Genomic DNA, 19,587 nt, shown 5'->3' with positions numbered 1-19,587 from the left:
ATGTAAAATGAATAATCAAGAAAGACTCTTTCTCTCGGAGAGAATCATGGACCTCACCCAGCTGGAAATCGTCCGCGCCGTCGCCCAGGAAGGCAGCATCACTGCCGCTGCGGCCCGTCTACATCGCGTGCCCTCGAACCTCACCACGCGGATCAAGCAGCTGGAAGCCGAACTGGGCAGCGAGCTGTTCATCCGCGAGAAGCTGCGCCTCCGTCTGTCGCCTACCGGGCGCAGCTTCCTCGATTATGTCGAGCGCATCCTCGACCTGGTGGAGGAGGCCAGGCAGGTGGCGGTGGGCGCCGAGCCGCACGGCAGCTTCTCCCTGGGCTCCATGGAGAGCACCGCGGCGGTGCGCATCCCCGAGATGCTGGCGCGCTACCACCAGCATTGCCCGAAGGTACAGCTGGACCTTTCCACCGGCCCCTCCGGCGAGATGATCGACGGCGTGCTCTCCGGTCGCTTCATCGCCGCCTTCGCCGACGGCCCGGCCAATCACCCGCAGCTGGACGGCCAGCCGGTGTACCGCGAGGAACTGGTCCTGATGAGCGCCAAATCCCACGCGCCGGTGCATGACGCGCGGGATGTGGCGGGGGAGACGGTATTCGCCTTCCGCGACACCTGCTCCTACCGCAAGCGCCTGGAGGCCTGGTTCGCCGAGCACCGTGTGGTGCCGGGAAAGATCGTCGAGATGGAGTCCTACCACGGCATGCTCGCCTGCATCGCGGCGGGGGGTGGCGTAGCCATCATTCCGCGGGCGATGTTCGACAGCCTCGCCGGCGGCCGTAACGTGGCCATCCATCGCCTGGCGCCGAACCATGCCGACGCCACCACCTGGCTGTTCTGGCGGCGCGGCACCGATACGCCGGCATTGCGCGCATTTATCGGACTACTGGACGACGTCCAGCCCGAGGCTGAAGTGGCCTGAGGACGGGCCATTCCGGGCACTGTTTCAGCAGCGCAACGTATCGCTGCGGAGACAGTCGCGAAATATTCGCAATTCCCTCTTGCAGAGCCGCCGGGCTGCGCTAACGTGGATTTCTCTGTCCGTCGTGCGAAGGCGGCAATCGCTCTTCGCGGCAGGGCGCTTTCCCTCCCGTTGGGCCATTGCCCGGAGCGCAAGATGGACACACGCAGCAAGAGCCGCCGCGCCAATTCAATCCAGATCGGAATCATGGGCGCAGGGTTGGTCTGCCTTGCGCTGTTGCTCATCTGCCTGCTGGTCGCCCTGTGGCCCCAGCTCTATCCGAAGTTCCCGCCGCCGGGCGTGCTCGGCGATCCCGACGTGCAGTGCCTGGTTGGCTGGTGTCCGGGGCCGGACGCGCGGTTGCTGGCGATGGTCATGTCCGCCGGTGGCCTGGGCAGCTTCGTGCATATCGCCAAGTCCTTCGGCGACTTCGTCGGCAATGAACGCCTCATGGCCAGCTGGATCTGGTGGTACGCGCTCAAACCCTTCATCGGCATGGTCGTCGCCATGCTCCTCTATCTGTTCATCCGCGGCGGCTTTCTCGGCGTCAGCGTCACCGGCGAGGCTAGTAACGTAAATCTGTATGGGCTGATCGGCATGTCCTGCCTGGCCGGCATGTTCGCCAAGCAGGCCACCGACAAGCTCAGCGAACTCTTCGACACCCTGTTCCTTACCCGCGAAGCGGCGGGTGACACCCGACGCAAGGATGATCTGGAAAACCCCATCGCCTACATCGTCGACGCGCAACCAGCGGTCGCCAGCCAGCAGGCGACCTACATCTGTCTGCGTGGGGTGGGGTTCGCCCGTGGTGTGCGGGTGCAGGTGAACGGGGAGGGCCGCGAGACGACCCTGGCCGACAGCACCCGGCTGGCGTTCCAGTTGCTGCCCGAGGATGTCGCGCGGGCAGGTGTCCTGATCGTTGAAGTGATCAATCCGCCGCCCGGTGGCGGGCCCTCGGCACCGCTCATGCTGGCGGTCGAAGGGCCGGCTGCGATGGTCGACGTCGCCACCGTGGTGCCCCTGAGGGCGGCACCCATCGAGGAGGAAATGGCGATATACGATCATCGGTAGGGCGTGCGCCCCGGGTTACGTGGCATGCCTGGGTCTGTAGGACCGCGGGGGACGCCCAGTCCTTGCTCGCGAACCCGCCTGACGCCTGGAGTTGCAGGTAAATCCTGTTCGCGAGCAAGCCCGCTCCTACAAGCACCAAGAGCCAAGAGCTAAAGAAAAAGCCCCGCAGATGCGGGGCCTTTTCGTTCGTGTCGCCAGGTCAGACGTGGCTGTTTTCCGCCTCGCGCAGCTGTCGCTTGTGACCGGGGGCGTGGTGGTCATCGTGATCGTCGTTGATCAGCGGGACTTCCTTGCCATCGCAGTCGAACAGCTTGCCGTTCTGGAAGTAGTCACCTTCGTTCAGTGCGGCGATGTCGCGATAGCGCAGGGTGCGTTCCTCGGCGGCGACGAACACCGATTGCTGGTCCGAGTTGCCGGTCTTGAAGTGGTTGAACAGCAGGTTGAGGCCGATGGCCATGATGGCCGCCGAGCTGATGCCCGAGTGGAAGATGGTGGCGAACCAGCTCGGGAAGTGCTCATAGAAGCTCGGTGCGGCGATCGGGATCATGCCGAAGCCGATGGAGGTGGCGACGATGATCAGGTTCATGTTGTTGCGGTAGTCCACGGTCGCCAGGGTGCGGATGCCGCTGGCCGCCACGGTGCCGAACAGCACGATGCCGGCGCCGCCGAGGACGGAGGTGGGCACGGCGGCGATGACGCGGCCCATCACCGGCAGCAGGCCGAGGGTGACCAGGATCAGGCCGCCGGTGGCGACCACGTAGCGGCTCTTCACGCCGGTCACGGCGACCAGGCCGACGTTCTGGGCGAAGGCGCTCTGGGTGAAGGAGCCGAAGATCGGCGCAATGATGCTCGACGCCATGTCGGCGCGCAGGCCGTTGCCCAGGCGCTTGGAGTCGACCTTGGTGCCGATGATTTCACCGACCGCGAGGATGTCCGCCGAGGTTTCCACCAGGGTCACCATGATCACGATCAGCATCGAGATGATGGCGGAGATGTGGAAGGTCGGCATGCCGAAATGGAACAGCGACGGCATTGCCACCATCGAGCCTTCGGCCACGCGGGAGAAGTCGGTCATGCCCAGTGCGGCGGCGATCAGGGTGCCGATGATCATCGCCAGCAGGATCGACAGGCGGGAGATCGACGAACTGCCCAGCTTGCTCAGCAGCAGGACGATCACCAGGGTCATGGCAGCGAGGCCGATGTTGGCCATGCTGCCGAATTCCGGCGCCTTGGGATTGCCGCCCATGGCCCAGCGCGCCGCGACCGGCATCAGCGTCAGGCCGATGGTGGTGATCACGATACCGGTGACCAGCGGCGGGAAGAACTTGGTGATGCGGGAGAACACCGGGGTGATCAGGAAGCCGATGAACGACGCCGCCATCACCGCGCCGAGCACGGCGGGGAGGCCGCCGCCCTCATAGCCACCGCCAAGGATGGCAATCATGGTGGCCACACCGGCGAAGGACACGCCTTGCACCAGCGGCAGCTGGCAACCGAAGAAGGGAAGACCCAGGGTTTGCAGCAGGGTGGCCAGGCCACCGGCGAAGAGCGAGGCGGCGATCAGCATGCCAATTTCGCTGGGGGAGAGCCCGGCCGCCTGGCCGAGGATCAAGGGCACGGCGACGATGCCGCCATACATGGTCAGAACGTGTTGCAGGCCGTACGCCAGATTGGCGCCGATACCGAGGTTCTCGTCTTCCGGGCGTGCTCCGACGGACGCTACAGCTGAACGATCATTCATGACTGAGGACTCGCTTGTTTTTGTTGTGGGACCACTGTAGACAAAATCCGTGGGAAATATCTACTGATTTGTATACATGTTTTTGTCCGGTGGTCCGAAAACTGACCGATCGGTTACACAATGGCGCGCCGCGAGTGGCTCTGGGACGGGAATCTTGCCGGGTCAGCTGTGTTGAATAGTATGTACACGATATGTCATTAAATTTGAGTTCAATCACACAAGTTAATGAATACAATTTCTGAAGTTGCCGTCTCTGGGCGACCTTCCGGCCCCGTCCTGAGCGTGCCGGCAGCTCTGTTTCCGCCGTCGTTCACTACCCGATCCGCTCCCGTGCGGCGGCCGCTCCTGCTATAACCCTTTGCCACGGTTGGGCGGCGCCCAAGTACGACTTCGGAGCAGACATGGCGCTTCCTCCACTTCACAGCTTCAGAGTGTTCGAAAGCGTTGCCCGGCTGGGCAGTCTGGCGGCGGCCGCCGTGGAGCTGCACGTCACCACCGGCGCTGTCAGCCAGCAGGTCAAGTCGCTGCAGAACAGCCTGGGCGTGGAGTTGTTCGAGAAGCGTGGCCGGCAACTGGTGCTGACCGCCAGCGGGCGCGAGCTGCAGAAGCGCGTGGCCAGTGCCATGGGCGAGATCACCGAGGCGGTCCAGGCGTTGCAGGCAGGCGTCCGGAACGAAGAGGAGCGGGTGGAGATCTGCCTGTCGATTCCGCCGGCCGAAGGCGTGGAGTGGCTGAGCCGGCCGTTGCTGCGCTTCATGGAGGAATCGCGCTCAGTGCGGGTGAGCGTGATCACCGCGCCGGGCATGCCGCAGGTGGATTGGCGCCGCGCCGATGTGGCGGTGATCTACGGTACGCCGCCCTGGCCGGGCGTCTGGTGGCACCTGCTGCATGGCATCCGCATGACGCCCGTGTGCAGCCCGCAGTACCTGCGCGGGCCGCAGGCCATCCATGAAGTTGCCGACCTGACGCGGCACCGTCTGCTGCACGAGGATGACGGTCGGCAGTGGCAGCAATGGCTGGCCGAGGCCGGCCACAGCCGGGGTGGCGCCGAGGACATCCGTTTCGAGGATTTCGGCATGGTCCTGCAGGCGGCGCGGGACGGTTTCGGCGTGGCGCTCAGCGATGAGACCGTCTCCGCCCGTGACCTCGACGAAGGCCGCCTGGTACGCCCGCTGCCGATCTGGGTAGCGGCAGTGCACAACTACTACGTCGTCTGCCCCGAGGCAAAACGCGAATGCCTGGAGGTCCGGGCGTTCATCGACTGGTTGCTGTCGATTGGCGAGTAGGGGCTGACCGGAGAGTCCTTTTGCTACTGCGAGTTGGGCGAAGGTGTAGGAGCGAGCTTGCGCGCGAATGGAGAGCTATAGGCCTGCACCACTGCGCCAGGCTGACTCCGGTTCGCGAGCAAGCTCGCTCCTACAAAGAGCAGTCCTCAGTAGCCGTAGCCACGGCCATCGGTGAACTGGATGTCGGTGAGGATGCTGATGTCCTTCTCCACCTTGTACAGCTCCGAACTTTTAATCAGCTCCGGGTCGCTGAAGGCTTCGCCCTTGGCGCGGCCGGCCTGGATCTGCTGCATCTTGTCGCGGACCGCCACGACGTCGGCGTAGGTCATGGCCGGCACCTTGGTCGGGTCTTCGTCGGCGTGGGCGCCGTAGAGGGTGGTCTGCGGGTTGATCAGCTTCAGCGTGGAATCCAGCGAGGCAACGTAATCCTTCAGGTTCCCCGCCAGCAGCCAGGAAGGGTAGAGGTGGTCGCCAGAGAGCAGGATGTTGTGCGCCTCGTCGTGCAGCGCGACTTCGTCCGGGGTGTGCCCCGGCACGCTCAGCAGGCGGACCTTCAGCCCGCCCAGGTCGATCACCTCGTTGGGCTTCACCAGCCGCGCCACCTTGAATGGCGCCAGCGTCATGTGATCGATGTTGCCCAGGTAGACCGGCTCCGGCACCTGGTAGAGCCCGTCCGCACGGCGGAACTTGCGAGTGAAGGGCGTATCCATCAGGTAGATGCTCTGGAAGTTGTGCAGCCCGCCCAGATGATCGAAGTGCAGGTGCGAGGGCAGCACCGACAGCGGTTTGTCTGTAATCCGCCGGGCCACCTGGGTGATGTCTTCCTTCTGGTTGGCGCCCGAGTCGAACATCAGCGCCTGGTCTTTCCCCACCAACAGGTACGAATAGTTCTTCTGGTAGTAGTTCGGTTCGCCGATCGCGTAGAGAAAGTCGGTGAGCCGGTGCACCACGAAGGCTTCCGTACGGGCTTTGCCGGTGTCGTCTGCCAGGGCCGCCAGGGGGGCGCTCAGCAAGGTGGTGGATGCCAGGGCGAGTATCTTCATGAGCTTGCGCATGGGCGGTGAGCCTCTTCTTCATTGTTCTGTATTGGCCATTGGCAGCGTGCTGTCTGCCGGGCTTATCTCACCGTCGGGAGGCCCGCACTTCAATGCACGTTTTTTGAAGCTTCAGACTTCAGGACAGCTAAAGGGTGGCACTTGCCCAATGGCGCTACCGGCTGGACGCCCGAGGCTGCTGCTCCGCGCAGGCCTCGTGCAACAGCTGGAACATGCGCATCACGAAGCCGCATTCGAAACTTTCCTGCCGATGTCCCTTGCCATGCTGATACCGCCCGTACAGCAGTGCATTCCAGGGCGCGACGTCCCCTTTCGTGGCAAAACTGCGCTCGGCCATCAACATGCCTCGGCGCAGCGCATCCAGGTGTTTACGTCGTTGCGGGGGCAGGGGCAGGGCGCAGCAATAGGGCGTCGCGGCCACCGAGGCGGGGGTCACCCGTTGCTGTAGACTGGCCTGCCAGAACGCCTGCTCCACGTGCTCACGGATATCCTCCAGCAGTGCCAGCGCATCCATGCGAGTGCCGGTTGGCAGGTACTGGCGAATCTGTGCGAGGCCTGCCAGCGCCGCTTCGTAATGATGCTGCGCGGCGTCACCGACCTGCGTCATAGGTCCGACTCCTGCGCTGCGCGTGCGTGACGATCCAGGGCCAGCTCGTAGAGCTGCCGGGCCTCGCTCACCAGGGGGGCCAGCGCTGAGGCGAGGCGCGCGGTGGCGTGGATCAGGCCGCGGTCGGTGTCGTCTTCCATCAGGCGCAGGATGTCTTCGACGGCGGTCAGCCGCCGCAGCGCGGTTTCGTGAAGGTGGTCGGGGGGCGACGATGCGTTGACGAACAGCACGTCGTCATGGGGCTGGGTGGTCAGGGGAATGGGACGGAAGTCAGGCATGGCGCACCTCCGGGCGGAGGGCAGGGAAAACGTGAAGGAAATGGCGGTGCGCGGGCGTGAAAGGGGGGAAGTGCATTTCCTTTGCTCCGTACTTGCGTTAGGGAGCCGCCACATCACCTTCGCTGCGACACGAGGTAGGGTGGCGGACCGTGCGGAGGTCGCAGTACCGGGAGACGGAGCAAGAACCGGCCGGGCATAAGCCCGCACCGCACGGTCAGCCATAGATGCACGAAAGCAGCAGGCATGAAAAAGCGCCTGTGCAGGTGCAATGGCGCTACGTGCGCTCTGTCTTGGTCCGGGCTGCGACACCCGGCCACGGGATTGACCGTGGCAGACGGAATCTATCGACGGCGCTCATAGGCCCACAAGGGTAAAGGACCGTGGGAGATTTCGTATGTATCGCCTGGAACCCTTTCTGCACTGGCGCGTGAAAATGACGACAGAACAACGCTTCAGCACTATTAGCGGCTCTGATTTTCCTTGGCGACAAAAGACGAGCTGATTCTCGTGCCCTGGGCATCACGGTGGAGGCCGCAGTGGCGGGTTGGGGCAGGGGGAGACTGACTCGCTGTTTTCATGCGGTATATATCCGGGGACTGCAAACCGTATTATCAGCGAGCACGTTCGAAGTGCTGGCTGTGCTGCTTGATATGAAGAAAACCAGTAGCCAGCAACGATGCTTCGATTCAAATCCATGAACGTTCAAGTTCACTCGCGCGATAACGGAAAGAGCGTGGTGCTGTTTCGAAGAGGACGATCACGACTGACAGCGCAGTGAAAGCGCAATGACTGATTCGACTGGTTCTCCCCGTGGCGCCCGAGCCCTGCGGGCCTGCACTTCGCTTCATTCGCAAGTTCATTTCCCGACTATCGAGAACCTACGATAGTCAGCCGAATATCCCGTTGGATTTAATTACCTGGCCTTGTGTTCTGGATAGAGAGGGTGATTCAAACGGGTTCGATGTTCTTCCGCTTATTCATTCGTTCCGCCATCTGGCGATAAACGCGCGGTTTCCATTCGGGGAGCCGGCGTCTGTCCGAATCCAATTCATTTCAAGTTTGTACGGATGACAGTAATTGTCACCGGAAAGGAGTTTTCATGCGTGTCGCAAAAATGATTTCCACCCTGTTCCTGTTGTCGTCCCCGATGCTGGCGTTCGCCGACGACAGGGGCCTCTACGTCGGTGGCGGTGTCACGCAGGGCGAGATCGATGAGTCCCGGTTCAACGACAAGGACAACAGTTTCAAGGTCTACGCCGGCTATCGCCTGAACAACTACCTGGCGTTCGAAGGCGCGGTGGTCGATTTCGGCGAGATGAGTGACGGCGACAAGAAATTCGAGGGTCAGTCTATTCAGGCCAACGTGCGCCTGGGCGTTCCGATCGGGGAGCGTATCCGTCTGTTCGGCACCGCCGGTGTGCATGGCTGGCGCTCTGACGACGATGACGTGACGGGCAACTCCGAAGACCTGGACGCCCTCTACGGCTACGGTGCCGAGATGGACGTGATCGGCGGCCTGGGCGTGCGCCTGGAGCAGGAGACCCTGAAGGTTGGTGACGTGGACCTCGACCAGACCACCCTGTCGGCCTATTTCCGCTTCTGATCCCCCGAACAGCGCATCGGCTTGGCGATGCGCTGATCTCTATTCCTGCGGGCGACCCCCAGGCGCCCGTTTAGCCCGCCGATTCCCCTGTCGGCGGGCGTTTTTTTTAATTTACGCGTGTTGTGTATTCTGATCGGACGTGCCAGTGTGTGCGCCCTGGCGGCTTTATTTGCCTTACTTGCCATACTCCTGTTCCCGGTTTGTCCTCCGGGGGCTGCCGGACGCCGCCGGCCGACGGTGTACCCACTCCCGTCGCGTAACAAGAAGTACAAGAGAATAGAGATGAACACGCATTTTCCGACTTGCGCCGTTTGCGTCCGTCGCGACGCAGACCTGCCCCTTCCCACCAACCTTCAGCCGACGGTGAAAGCATGATCGAGGTAACCGAAGTTTCCATTGCGCAGCTGCGTGACGCCCTGGAGTCGGGCCGCACCACCGCGGTCGAACTGGTCCAGGCTTACCTTGCGCGCATCGACGCCTACGATGGCCCGACCAAGCTCAATGCCGTGATCGTGCGCAACACCGAGGCCCTGAAGGAAGCCGAAGCCTCCGACGCCCGTCGCGCCCGTGGCGAGACCCTCGGCCCGCTGGACGGCATCCCTTACACCGCCAAGGACAGCTACCTGGTGAAGGGCCTGACCGCCGCCTCCGGCAGCCCGGCCTTCAAGGACCTGGTCGCCTACCGCGACGCCTTCACCGTCGAGCGCCTGCGCGCTGGCGGCGCCATCTGCCTGGGCAAGACCAACATGCCGCCCATGGCCAACGGCGGCATGCAGCGCGGCGTCTACGGCCGTGCGGAAAGCCCGTACAACCGCAAGTTCCTCACCGCGCCCTTCGCCTCCGGTTCCTCCAACGGTGCCGGCACCGCGACCGCCGCGAGCTTCTCGGCCTTCGGCCTGGCGGAAGAGACCTGGTCGAGCGGCCGTGGTCCGGCTTCGAACAACGGCCTGTGCGCCTACACCCCGTCCCGTGGCGTGATTTCGGTACGCGGCAACTGGCCGCTGACCCCGACCATGGACGTGGTAGTGCCCTACGCGCGCACCATGGCCGACCTGCTGGAAGTGCTGGACGTAGTGGTCGCCGAAGACACCGACACGCGTGGCGATCTGTGGCGCCTGCAGCCGTGGGTGCCGATCCCCGCCGTCTCCGAAGTCCGCCCGGCGTCCTACCTGGACCTGGCTGCTGGTCCGGAAGCCCTGAAGGGCAAGCGTCTGGGCGTGCCGCGCATGTTCATCAACAAGGACGAACTGGCCGGCACCAGCGAGAAGCCCGGCATCGGCGGCCCGACCGGCCAGCGCATCAACACCCGCGCCTCTGTCATCGACCTCTGGGAACAGGCCCGCAAGGCCCTGGAAGCCGCCGGCGCCGAAGTCGTCGAAGTGGACTTCCCGCTGGTCTCCAACTGCGAGGGCGACCGCCCTGGCGCGCCGACCGTGTTCAACCGTGGCTTCGTTACCGAGCAGTTCATGCATGACGAACTGTGGGAGCTGTCCGGCTGGGGCTTCGACGATTTCCTCCGTGCCAACGGCGACCCCAAGCTGAACAAGCTGGCCGACGTCGATGGTCCGCAGATCTTCCCCCACGACCCGGGCACTCTGCCGAACCGCGAGGACGACCTGGTCGCCGGCATGGATGAGTACGTCAACATGGCCAAGCGCGGCCTGAAGACCTGGGACCAGATCGAGACCCTGCCGGACGGCCTGCGTGGCCTGGAGAGGACCCGCAAGCTTGACCTGGAAGACTGGATGGACGGCCTGAGGCTCGACGCCGTGCTGTTCCCCACCGTGGCCGACGTGGGCCCGGCGGACGCCGACGTGAACCCGGAATCGGCCGACATCGCCTGGAGCAACGGCATCTGGGTTGCCAACGGCAACCTGGCGATCCGTCACCTGGGCGTGCCGACCGTTACCGTGCCGATGGGCGTGATGGCCGACATCGGCATGCCGGTGGGCCTGACCTTCGCCGGTCGCGCCTATGACGACTCCGCGCTGCTGCGCTTCGCCGCGGCCTTCGAGGCCACCGGTTCCAAGCGCCTGGTGCCGCCGAGCACGCCGCCGCTGGCTTGATCGGTTCGTCGCTGAAGAAAATGCCCGCCTTGTGCGGGCATTTTTCATGGTGATTCGGGGGGCGGTGAGGGGCTCTTGATCTCGTAGGAGCGGAGCTTCTCCGCGATGCTCTTCTGCGAGACTGGCCATTCGCGGACAAGGTCCGCTCCTACAAAAGCGCGCAGTCCGGAGGGGCTCACTTCGCCGACTTCACATTGCCGTAGCTTCGTAGGATGGGTGGAGCGAAGCGATACCCATGCTGTCGGTGCTCCGGGTCGATGGGTTTCGCTTCGCTCTACGCCATCCTACGGACCTGCAAGGGCCTCGCGCGCGTTGGAGAGGGATGTCACTTGCCCGACTTCACATTGCCGTAGCGCACATGCTTCGTAGGATGGGTGGAGCGAAGCGATACCCATGCTGTCGGTGCTCCGGGTCGATGGGTTTCGCTTCGCTCTACGCCATCCTACGGACCTGCAAGGGCCTCGCGCGCGTTGAAGAGGGATGTCACTTGCCCGACTTCACATTGCCGTAGCGCACATGCTTCGTAGGATGGGTGGAGCGAAGCGATACCCATGCTGTCGGTGCTCCGGGTCGATGGGTTTCGCTTCGCTCTACGCCATCCTACGGACCTGCAAGGGCCTCGCGCGCGTTGAAGAGGGATGTCACTTGCCCGACTTCACATTGCCGTAGCGCACATGCTTCGTAGGATGGGTGGAGCGAAGCGATACCCATGCTGTCGGTGCTCCGGGTCGATGGGTTTCGCTTCGCTCTACGCCATCCTACGGACCTGCAAGGGCCTCGCGCGCGTTGGAGAGGGATGTCACTTGCCCGACTTCACATTGCCGTAGCGCACTTCCTTGGACGGCGAGTAACCGTAGAACGAGGTGTAGCACTTGCTGAAATGGCTGGGCGAGACGAAGCCGCAGGCCAGCGCCACCTCGTACATCGGCAGGGTGGAATGCTGCAACAGGCGCCGGCTCTCGGTGATGCGCAGTTCGAGGTAGTAGCGCACCGGGGTAGTCCCCAGCTGCTCCTGGAACAACCGTTCGATCTGCCGCTTGGAGCGGCCGACGTACTGCGACAGCTGGTCCTGGCTCAGCGGCTCTTCGATGTTCGCGCTCATCAGGTTGATCGCCTCGCGCAGCGGCTCGCTGAACTTCTCGTGCAACGCTGGGCGGGTGCGGCGGAAGCGCGATTCCTCGAAGGCGAGGATATCGACGATGGCGTCCACCAGTTCGCGGCCGTGGCGTGCGTTGATCCACTCCAGCACCAGGTTGAAGGCGCCGGTTGGGCTGGCGGCGGTCAGGCGGTTGCGGTCGAGCTGGTAGCTCTCGCTGGTGACTTCGCTGTGCCGGGCGATCTCCGCCAGGGCTGCGCGGTGTTCGGGGTGGATGGCGCAGCGGTAGCCGTCCAGCAGCCCGGCCTGACCGAGGAACCAGGCGCCGTTCCACAGGCCGGCCAGGCTGATGCCCTTGTCGGCGGCGATCTGCAGCAGGCGGGTCAGCTCGAGCGTTGCGCGCAGCGGTGTGCGCAGGCCGCCGCAGACCACCAGCAGGTCAAGTTCGGCGAGTTGCGCCGAGGACAGCGCCGCGCTGGGGCAGATGACTAGGCCGAGGTCGCTGGTGACCGACTCGCCGTCGAGGCTGAAGGTCTGGGTGGCGAAGGTCTCGGCGCGGATCAGGTTGGCGGTGACGAGGGTATCCAGCGCCTGGGTGAAAGCCGGCAGGGAAAAGTGCTCGAGCAGCAGAAAGCCCACCCGCGCCTGGCGAGTGGGCTCTTTCTGCTGTTCGGCAATGAAGCGCAGGTTGCGTCCCTGCATGGCACCACTGAATTGCCGCCGTTCGACCAATCGCCACCTCGCTCGTCAGATGCCGCCGCAGCGGCGCGTCATGCCCGGATCAGCCGCCCGCGCCGGTCGGGGCGCGCTGGCCGAGCGCGGTTTCGCGCTCGCCGTGGCGGGCCGTGCGCCGGCTGGTCTGGCTCAGGAGGATGATCACCACCGTCAGCGCCAGGGTCGAGCCGACCTCCACGCGGTGCGAGGGCATGATGAACATCACCGTGAGGATGAAGCTGATGATGCCGATCACCAGCCAGGTCAGCCAGGGGAACAGCCACATGCGGAACACCGGCACCTGGCCGCGCCGACGCAGGATGCCGCGCATGCGCAGCTGCGACACGGCGATGGCGAGGTAGACGATCAGGGCGATGGAGCCGGAGCTGGCCAGCAGGAAGTCGAACAGGCGGCCCGGGGCGAAGAAGTTCAGCAGGGTGGTGCCCATGCCGATCAGGGTGCTGGCGATCACCGCCGCGCGCGGCACGCCGGCCGCCGAGGTGCGCTGGATGAAGGCCGGCGCGTCATTGCGGCGGCTCAGCGAGTAGATCATCCGCGAGGCGATGTAGACCGAGGAGTTCAGGCAGCTGGCGACCGCGACCAGCACCACCAGGTCCATCATCAGCTTGGCGTGGGGGATGTTCATCAGCTCCAGGGCACGCTGGTAGGAGCCCAGCTCGACGAGGCGCGGGTCATCCCAGGGCACCACGGAGATGATCACCAGGATCGACAGCAGGTAGAACACGCTGATGCGCCAGATCACCGAGCGGGTGGCCTTGGCGATGTTGCGGCTGGGGTCGCTGGATTCGGCGGCGGCGATGGTCACCGCCTCGGTGCCGATGAAGCTGAACAGGGTGGTGATCAGCGCGCTGAAGATCGCCGTCCAGCCGTTGGGCGCGAAGCCGCCGTGTTCGCCCATCAGTCTCTGCAGGCCGCTCACCGGGTGGCCCGGCAGCAGGCCGAGCAGGGCTGCCGCGCCCAGGCCGATGAACAGCACGATGGCGGCGACCTTGAGCATGGCGAACCAGAATTCGAACTCGCCGTACTTGGCGACGCTGAACAGGTTGGTGATGGTCAGCAGGAGCGTCATCGACAGGGCGAAGACCCAGGTCTCGACCTGCGGGAACCAGGTGTTGAGGATCACCCCGGCGGCGATGGCCTCGATGGGGATGACCAGTACCCAGAACCACCAGTACAGCCAGCCGATGGTGAAGCCGGCCCAGCGGCCGATGGCGAGGCCTGCGTAAGCGGAGAAGGAACCGGTGTCGGGGCTGGCCACGGCCATTTCCCCCAGCATGCGCATCACCAGTACCACCAGCAGCCCGGAGAGGGCGTAGGCCACTATGGCGGCGGGTCCGGCGGCGGCAATCGCGTGACCGGAGCCCACGAACAACCCTGCGCCGATGATTCCCGCAATGGAAAGCATGGTTACGTGGCGGGGTTTGAAACCCTGCACCAGATCGCCATTGGCGCCTTTCGCACTAGGTGCACTCATCTGTCGGCCTTTTATTGAAATTGTTATGGATGGCGCGGTGGCACGGGCGGGTGCGGGTTCCACGAAGCCGGCGATCCCGTTCCTGGCGGGTCGATTGGGGGCTCGGGAATGACGCGCAGGACAACCAGCATCACGCGGGGCTCAAGCTATGCCAGATGGGTGTCCTGCTGGTTGTTCAGGATCGCCACGGGCATGGCCAAAAGCGACATGATGCATTGCTGGGTGGTGGCTATGGGCAGCTCTGCAACGCGGCTTTTGCGCTGGATGGCGGTTTTGGCGGTGTCGCTAAATGCAGGTCCTGCTGCACAACGAGCGGCCAAAAAAAATCCCCCGGCCACTGTGGCAACCGGGGGATGCGAGAGACCGGAGCAAGGGATCTCCGGTCGAGGTAGACGACAGGGTCTTACAGGCGGATCAGCACCGATTTCAGCTCGGTGTAATGCTCGATGGCGGCGGCGCCCATTTCACGGCCCAGGCCCGACATCTTGTAGCCGCCGAAGGGTAGCGCCGGGTCCAGCGCGCTGTGGCAGTTGACCCACACCGAGCCGGACTTGATGCGCGGCACCATGCGGTGCACCGCCGACAGGTCGTTGGACCAGATGCTGGCGCCCAGACCGTAGGGGCTGTCGTTGGCCAGGCGCAGGGCGTCGTCGATGTCGTCGAAGGGCATGGCCACCAGCACCGGCCCGAAGATTTCTTCCTGCACCAGCGGGTTCTTCTGGTCGACGTCGACGATCACCGTGGGTTTGACGAAGTAGCCAGGGCCGAACTGCTCGCCGCCGCAGGCGATGGTGGCGCCCTTGTCGCGGCCCAGTTCGATGTAGTCGAACACACGCTTCTGCTGCTTGGCGGAGATCAGCGGGCCCATGTCGATGCTCGGGTCCAGGCCGTTGCCCAGCTTCATGCCGTTGGCGATGCCGGCGATGTCGGCCACCACGTTGTCGAAGTGCTTGCGCTGCACGTAGAGGCGCGAGCCGGCGCAGCAGACCTGGCCCTGGTTGAAGAAGATCGCCTGGGCGGCGCCAGCGGCGGCGGTGGCGAGGTCGGCGTCGGCCATGACGATGGTCGGCGACTTGCCGCCCAGCTCCAGGGTCACGCGGGTCATGTTGTCCATGGCCGCCTTGCCGATCTGCTTGCCGACCGGGGTCGAGCCGGTGAAGGTCAGCTTGTCCACCAGCGGGTGGTGGGAGAGGGCGGCGCCGGCGGTGATGCCGGTGCCGGTGACGACGTTGAACACGCCCGCCGGGTAGCCGGCTTCGAGCACCAGCTCGGCGAGTTTCAGGGCGGACAGCGGGGTTTCGTCAGCGGGTTTCAGGACCACACTGCAGCCGGTGGCCAGCGCCGGGCCGAGTTTCCAGCAGGCCAGCAGCAGCGGGAAGTTCCAGGCGACGATGGCGCCTACCACGCCGACGGCCTCGCGGCGGATGTAGCCGTGGAAGTCGCCTTCGGGCATCAGCGGCATGGACACGTCGACGGTGGTGCCTTCGATCTTGGTGGCGTAGCCGGCCATGTAGCGCAGGAAGTCGATCGCCAGCTGCACATCCATCACGCGGGCGACGGCCGCGCTCTTGCCGTTGTTCAGGCATTCCAGCTCGGCCAGCAGGTCGGCGTCGCGTTCCATCAGGTCGGCGAGTTTCCACAGCAGGTTCTGCCGTTCGCGCGGACGGGTGCGGCTCCAGGCCGAATCATCGAAGGCCTGGCGCGCGGCGCGCACGGCGCGGTCGACGTCGGCGGCGGTGCCGGCCGGGACCTGGCAGAGCACCTCACCGGTGGCGGGGTTGCGCAGGTCCATCAGGGCGCCGTCGCTGGCGGAGGTCCAGTCGGCGCCGATCAGCATTTTCGGCGCGCGCTGCAGGAAGGCGCGGGATTCGGGCTTGATGGGCAGGGAAGCGAGCATTGCGATTGCCTCTTGTTGGTCTGTTCATGGAACGTTGAGGTTGGGCATCGCAACGGCTGTGCCAATGCTGAATGTGTAATTCAACTAATTGAATTTAAAGGATTTGTTCTTATTTTTCGGCGGTGGAGGAAGCACTCGCTGTCGCACATTGCGACAGCGAGTGAGACGGCGGGGCCGGTTCATGGGGACGCGGGTCGCCGCACGCGCAGCGGGTTCTTTACCCTTCCTGCCTGAGCCATGGGCAGGCCGAGTTACGTATATTGCGCGGTCCCACCAGTTCGGGTGTCTGCCCCGGAGAGCGTGCGGCCAGCGTATTGCCCACGCGGGCGACCAGGTCTTCGAAGCTCAGGGTGCTGCCGGCGTTCCTGGCCCCGCGCAACTGCTCGACCAGCGAATAGGTGAAGGCGCCATAGCTGGCGGTTCCGGCCTCGTATTCGCTGGCCTTCTGATTCTCCCTGGCGGCGAACAGCAGCAAGGGCAGGTAGGGGCCGTTATGCCCGTAGAGGCGCCCCTGTCGCAGGAGGTGCCTGGTGTCGTCGGGGCGCAGCTCGATGGCGGTGCCCTGGGTGCGGCGCTGGCGCTGGAGCAGGCGCGTCCCCTCGGTGGTCGACTGGGTGAAGTCGCGATTGCCATCGCCTTGGGCATAGGGGCGCTCGTCCCATTCGCCCGAGGTCTCGTCCCACATCAAGGCGCGGTGACGGATGTCACTGGGCGCGGTGATGCCGCGAACGCGCCCGGTGCCACGGGTCATGCCGCTGGCGTAGCAGCAGTCGAAGATCACGCTGAGCCTGGCGCCGCGCCCATCCGTTGCAAACGGCAGGTGACTGTAGAACTGGCGGAAGAGTTTGTCGGTGAAGTGGCTGGCGGTGTCGTTCCAGTCGAAGTCATACAGCACCAGGGTTTCATCCATGCGGTCCGCTTCGCGGCTGTCGTTGCTGGCCGGCACACGGGCGCCGTGGCCCGAGTAGAAGATGAGGCGCTCATCCCCGGAGCGGGTGCCCTCGACCAGCCACTCGAGGCGTTCTTCGAAGTTGGCGCGGGTCGCGCGGGCGTCATGCAGCAGGCGGATGTCGGCAGCGTCATAGCCGCTCTCCTGGAGCATGCGGCTGATCAGGTAGGTGTCGTTGATACAGCCATGGAGGCGCATGTCCGGGTTGGGGTAATCGTTGATGCCGACGACCAGGGCGCGGCGCTTGCGCTGCCCGCTGCGCGAGAGGAAGGCCGGAATCTCCAGGGTGCGATCGGCCACGGTACCGCGAGCCAGCTGTGGCCACAGGCTGGTCTGGCTGGTGTCATCGTCCAGGTAGGCCGCGCCGGAGTGGTCGAGGTCGAGCAGGTCATCGCGCAGGGGAATGTCGAACTCGGTGGTCAGGTCGATGCGCGCGGAGTCCGGCGAGGTGATGGGGCGGGTGAAGACGCGATCGTTGGGGTTGTACAGGTTGTACCAGCGGCGGATGCCACGGTCGTTGTCGTGCAGGCGCATGACACGGCCGCCCCAGACCTCGCGCATGACCACCGGATGGGCGATCTGCGAGCCGAAGCTGACGAACACCCGGCCGTCGATGGTGTCCAGCGCCGGGCCAGGCTTGACCACTGCGCGCCGGAAGGCGTCGTAGCAGATCAGGCTGCCCAGGCTGTGGGCGAAGATGATCTGCGGCTGGAGGGTGCGCACGCAGTCCATCAGCCGGGCGCAGAGCCGGGTACGAAGCTCCGCGTCCTCCAGCCATTGCACCGTCATGCCCACCGTCCAGCGCAACATCTGGTCGACGGGCACCCCCCATGAGCGCGTGCCATCGCTCCCACGGTCGCTGGTTTCGTCCAGCAGCATGGCCAGTCCACGGGCGATCTGGGCGAAGTCCGGGCCCTCGCCGAACAGGTCGTCATAGCGGAGAAAAACGATGTCTTCCGGCGCGATACCACGACCATTGCGTGCCAGGTTGCTGCTGATCGCGGAGCGCCATTGGGCTTGCCAGCCGGGCTCGACGGTCCACTCGTCCGGGCTGGCTTCGCCATGGCCGACCCCATGCAGGCAGAGCACACGCAGGCGCGCGGCCTCAGCCGTGGGCTGCGCCGCCCTGGTGCCGAGGGTCCTGGGGACGGTGGTGGGGCTGGAGGCGTTGAGTATCAGGTCCTGCATGCGCCGCAGCTTGGCCTCCAGCTTGTCCGGGTTGGCCATCGAGCGTTCGCCACGGGTCAGGACCTGGCTGACCTGGTCGGCGCTGTCCTTCCAGGTCTGCTTCAGGTTCTGCCCGTCGAAGTAGGCCAGTGCGGTGTCCAGTACCTGGCGGATGCTGGTGGCCAGGGGCGTTTCCGTACTCGTGCGGTAGGCGCATTCCGGGTCCGGGGTCGGGTCGAGGCGGAACGACTTGTCGAGCACCGCCGCGCTTCTCCAGATATCGGCGTTGCCGAAGTGTTTCGCCTGCTGGACCCGTCCACCCAGTTTCTCTCGAGGCAACGCGAAGTGATCGCACAGGAAGGCCAGCAGGCTGGTGTGGTCGTAGTGCTCCTGGTCGAGGTCGCCGCTGCACTTCAACAGTCCCGGCTGCAGCCACGGCGAGGCCAAGATCGCCGGCACGCGGACGCCCAGGCGGGTGAACGGGAGCTGGCCGCTCCAGGTGACGTCCGGCGGCCGGTCGTCGGGGGCTATGGTTTGCGGTGGCACCACGTGGTCGTAGAAGCCACCATGCTCGTCGTAGAGCAGCACGAACACTGTCTTTTCCCAGACGTCCTGATTCTCCAGCAGCGCGTTGAAGACTTCCCCGATGAAGCGGTCGCCAATCCGCAGGTCTTCGGAGGGGTGATGCGAGTCATTCGGCCCGAGGGTGTCGTACAGCAGCCCATAGCCCGGTTCGATCCAGGCCAGCTCTGGCAGGTTGTCGTCGATGACGTCCGCTTTGAAGGTATCGATGGAGGCGTGCCGCAGGCCTTCCTTGATCATGGCGGCAAGGGGAAGCTTGCCGTTGGAATAGATGCGCGCGTCGTGCCCGTTGGCCTTGAGCAGGGAGAAGATGCTCTCCTCGCCGAACTGCGTGATCAGGCTCTTGATGCCCGCGAGCAGGGTGCCGCTGCTGGGCATGGTGACGCGTCCGTGGCTGCTGCCGAGCATGGCGAAGAACCGATTGGGCCAAGTGGGGCCGGGCACCGAGGAGAACCAGCGGTCGCAGACGGTGAAGTGCCGGGCAAGGCCCTGGATGGCCGGCAAGGGGTCGCTGGCCGAATCGGCGCCGAAGGGCACGAAGTTCATCGCCCGCTGGGCCATTGATTGCGCGTAGACCTTGTGGACCTTGAGATCCTTCCTGGCTTTTTCATAGGCGTTCTGGGCGAAACCGCCCATGCCCGGAGCCGCCAGGTCCGAGGATTGTCCGTCGGTGAGCTGTTTCACCACGTCGGCGTATTCGTGGCCGAGATCGACGCCCTCGCGGTCCGTGCCGGGGGCGAGCTTCTCGCAGGGCGGAGGCGCCCAGAGGCTGAAGTCCGTGGCCAACTCCGCAGTCTGGGTGATCTGGATGGGAGCCCCGCCGCTGGCCAGCGTGAGCGCATTGCTGCGTGGAGCCTTGCGGTCCACGCCGTTGCAGTTCGGGTCGATGCTCTTGTAATCCCCCAGCAGGTGATCGAACGAGCGGTTCTCCATCATCAGCACGACCACGTGCTTGATCTGACTCGGCCATTGGCTTGCCATGATTCCCTTCCTCAGTCGATGGATGCGGCGTTCGC

At 64.7% G+C, this 19,587-nt stretch carries 13 protein-coding genes; 5 read left to right on the top strand and 8 right to left on the bottom strand.

The features are described 5' to 3' along the window. Window positions 1–46 precede the first annotated feature (46 nt). Complete coding sequence (locus GA645_RS15960; protein ID WP_152223991.1) at window positions 47–925, top strand: LysR family transcriptional regulator; 879 nt, start codon at window positions 47–49, stop codon at window positions 923–925. Window positions 926–1,120: 195 nt separating this feature from the next. Beyond that, a complete protein-coding gene (locus tag GA645_RS15955) occupies window positions 1,121–2,035 on the top strand; it encodes a hypothetical protein (RefSeq protein WP_152223990.1) in 915 nt (304 codons plus the stop codon). Window positions 2,036–2,234: 199 nt separating this feature from the next. On the opposite strand, the gene GA645_RS15950 is transcribed toward GA645_RS15955, so the two are convergent. Beyond that, window positions 2,235–3,776: a nucleobase:cation symporter-2 family protein gene (locus GA645_RS15950; protein ID WP_152223989.1), complete on the bottom strand. Its 1,542-nt coding sequence runs from the start codon at window positions 3,774–3,776 to the stop codon at window positions 2,235–2,237. 401 nt (window positions 3,777–4,177) lie between these two features. Here GA645_RS15950 and GA645_RS15945 point away from each other — a divergent pair, with 401 nt between their 5' ends. Beyond that, on the top strand, window positions 4,178–5,062 hold the full coding sequence (locus GA645_RS15945; RefSeq protein WP_152223988.1) for a LysR substrate-binding domain-containing protein: 885 nt from the start codon (window positions 4,178–4,180) through the stop codon (window positions 5,060–5,062). Between the two features lie 146 nt (window positions 5,063–5,208). Here GA645_RS15945 and GA645_RS15940 read toward each other — a convergent pair whose 3' ends face one another. From GA645_RS15940 to GA645_RS15930, 3 genes are all read right to left on the bottom strand, one after another. Continuing rightward, the gene (locus GA645_RS15940; RefSeq protein WP_152223987.1) at window positions 5,209–6,117 is read right to left on the bottom strand and encodes an MBL fold metallo-hydrolase; all 909 of its coding nucleotides are present in this window, start codon (window positions 6,115–6,117) and stop codon (window positions 5,209–5,211) included. Window positions 6,118–6,271: 154 nt separating this feature from the next. After that, the gene (locus GA645_RS15935) at window positions 6,272–6,724 is read right to left on the bottom strand and encodes a hypothetical protein (protein WP_152223986.1); all 453 of its coding nucleotides are present in this window, start codon (window positions 6,722–6,724) and stop codon (window positions 6,272–6,274) included. Then, window positions 6,721–7,002 (bottom strand): hypothetical protein, encoded by a 282-nt coding sequence (locus tag GA645_RS15930; protein WP_152223985.1) that lies wholly within the window; start codon window positions 7,000–7,002, stop codon window positions 6,721–6,723. Before GA645_RS15930 ends, GA645_RS15935 begins: the two co-directional genes overlap by 4 nt. A 1,099-nt stretch (window positions 7,003–8,101) precedes the next feature. Between GA645_RS15930 and GA645_RS15925 the strand changes: the two genes are divergently transcribed. Continuing rightward, window positions 8,102–8,605 (top strand): outer membrane beta-barrel protein, encoded by a 504-nt coding sequence (locus GA645_RS15925; protein ID WP_152223984.1) that lies wholly within the window; start codon window positions 8,102–8,104, stop codon window positions 8,603–8,605. 371 nt (window positions 8,606–8,976) lie between these two features. Next, the gene (locus GA645_RS15920) at window positions 8,977–10,671 is read left to right on the top strand and encodes an amidase (protein ID WP_152223983.1); all 1,695 of its coding nucleotides are present in this window, start codon (window positions 8,977–8,979) and stop codon (window positions 10,669–10,671) included. 799 nt (window positions 10,672–11,470) lie between these two features. Here the strand turns inward: GA645_RS15920 and GA645_RS15915 are convergent. From GA645_RS15915 to GA645_RS15900, 4 genes are all read right to left on the bottom strand, one after another. Continuing rightward, a complete protein-coding gene (locus GA645_RS15915) occupies window positions 11,471–12,469 on the bottom strand; it encodes a GlxA family transcriptional regulator (protein ID WP_152223982.1) in 999 nt (332 codons plus the stop codon). 79 nt (window positions 12,470–12,548) lie between these two features. Further along, window positions 12,549–13,976 (bottom strand): amino acid permease, encoded by a 1,428-nt coding sequence (locus GA645_RS15910; RefSeq protein ID WP_152223981.1) that lies wholly within the window; start codon window positions 13,974–13,976, stop codon window positions 12,549–12,551. A gap of 403 nt (window positions 13,977–14,379) precedes the next feature. Continuing rightward, window positions 14,380–15,873: an aldehyde dehydrogenase gene (locus GA645_RS15905; protein WP_152223980.1), complete on the bottom strand. Its 1,494-nt coding sequence runs from the start codon at window positions 15,871–15,873 to the stop codon at window positions 14,380–14,382. A gap of 217 nt (window positions 15,874–16,090) precedes the next feature. Next, window positions 16,091–19,552, bottom strand: a complete 3,462-nt coding sequence (locus GA645_RS15900) for an alkaline phosphatase family protein (RefSeq protein ID WP_152223979.1) — start codon at window positions 19,550–19,552, stop codon at window positions 16,091–16,093. Window positions 19,553–19,587 lie beyond the last annotated feature (35 nt).

It is taken from the genome of Pseudomonas sp. SCB32, from assembly GCF_009189165.1.
GTDB lineage: Bacteria > Pseudomonadota > Gammaproteobacteria > Pseudomonadales > Pseudomonadaceae > Pseudomonas.
The sequence above is the reverse complement of the archived record's forward strand: the minus strand, read 5'-3'. Positions and strand labels throughout refer to the sequence as shown.